Source organism: Actinomadura sp. WAC 06369, assembly GCF_003947565.1.
Taxonomy (GTDB): Bacteria; Actinomycetota; Actinomycetes; order Streptosporangiales; family Streptosporangiaceae; genus Spirillospora; species Spirillospora rifamycini.
On record NZ_QHJN01000373.1, the window covers coordinates 1 to 1,319 of the forward strand.

Annotated in this window: 1 protein-coding gene and 1 pseudogene; one reads left to right on the forward strand and one right to left on the reverse strand. The window is 77.3% G+C overall.

Annotated elements, in window-relative coordinates; all coding sequences use genetic code 11:
- Nucleotides 1–52 precede the first annotated feature (52 nt).
- Nucleotides 53–1,015 (reverse strand): helix-turn-helix transcriptional regulator, encoded by a 963-nt coding sequence (locus DMH08_RS39510; protein WP_233618082.1) that lies wholly within the window; start codon nt 1,013–1,015, stop codon nt 53–55.
- An 80-nt stretch (nt 1,016–1,095) separates the two neighbouring features.
- Here DMH08_RS39510 and DMH08_RS39515 point away from each other — a divergent pair.
- A pseudogene (locus DMH08_RS39515) lies at nt 1,096–1,319 on the forward strand (alpha/beta hydrolase); the annotation flags it as partial.

A 1,319-nucleotide genomic window follows, 5' to 3' on the forward strand; every position in this document is an offset into this window, starting at 1 on the left:
GTCATGGCCCCCGTCATGGCGGCCGTCTTGACGACCGTCCCGCGCGGGACGGTCACGGTCGGCGTCCGGCCTGCTCGTCCAAGAGGCGGGCGAGGTCGCGGACGTGGCCGCGCAGCGCGTCGGGGCGGCGGATGACGAACGGCGCGCCGAGCCCGGCGAGCATCCGCGCGGCGCCGTCGAGGCGTTCGGCGCGGGCGGTGAGCACGACGGCGCCGTCGCGTCCGGTGAGCGTGGCGACCGACGGCGGGAACGCGCGGCGCGCCTCGGCGAGCGTCGTCTCCAGCACCGCCTCGATCTCGTGGGCGTAGGGGACGGCGGCCAGGGATCGGGTGACGTGCGCGACGGGGTCGACGTCGCCGGGCGGTTCGAACCGTTCGGGGCGCGGTTCGGCGGACGCGACGCGGTCGACGCGGAAGGTGCGGGTCTGGCCGCTGCGGTGGTCGTGCCCGGTGACGTACCAGCGTCCGGAGTGGAACACCAGCCCGTAGGGGTCGAGGTCGCGTTCGGTGTCGTCGCCGCGCCAGGACCGGTAGCGCAGGCGGACGCGGCGCCGCTGCCGGGCGGCGCCGGCGAGGGCCAGGACGGCGCCGGTGTCGGGGGCGTCGGCGTCGCGGGCGGCGAAGGTGAACCCGAGGGTGTCGCGGAGGGCCTGGACGCGGTCGCGCAGCGCGGCGGGCAGGACGCGCTGCACTTTGGCGAGGGCGCTCTCGGTGGCGTGGCCGGGCAGCCCGAGGCGGCGCCCGGCGAGCAGGCCGAGGACGACGGCGGCGGCCTCGTCGTCGGTGAGCATCAGCGGCGGCAGCTTGTATCCGGGCATGAGCCGGTAGCCGCCGTGGCGGCCGCGTTCGGCGGTGACGGGGACGCCGAGTTCGCCGAGCCGGGCCGCGTAGCGGCGGACGGTGCGCTCGTCCACGCCGAGGCGGCGGGCGAGGTCGCGGCCGCCGAGGCGGTGGTGTGCCTGCAGCAGTTCGAGCATGGCCAGCAGGCGGGTCGTCGGGTGTTCGGGGTGTGACACGGGCCACTCACGTCATCCGGGCGGGGTCTGTCCGGTATTCACCGTAGCGTGTGCCGTACCGACGAGGGAGGGGGCCGGATATGGCGACGTTCGTGCTGGTGCCGGGGTTCTGGCTGGGCGCGTGGGCGTGGGACGAGGTCGCGGCGGAGCTGCGCGCGGCGGGCCACGAGGCGGTGCCGGTGACGCTGACGGGCCTGGCGGAGCGCGCGGGCGAGGCGGCGCCGGAGGTGGGCGTGGACACCCACGTCGCCGACGTCGTCGCGGCGGTCGAGGGCGCGGCGCGGGAAGCGGCCGAGCGGGGCGG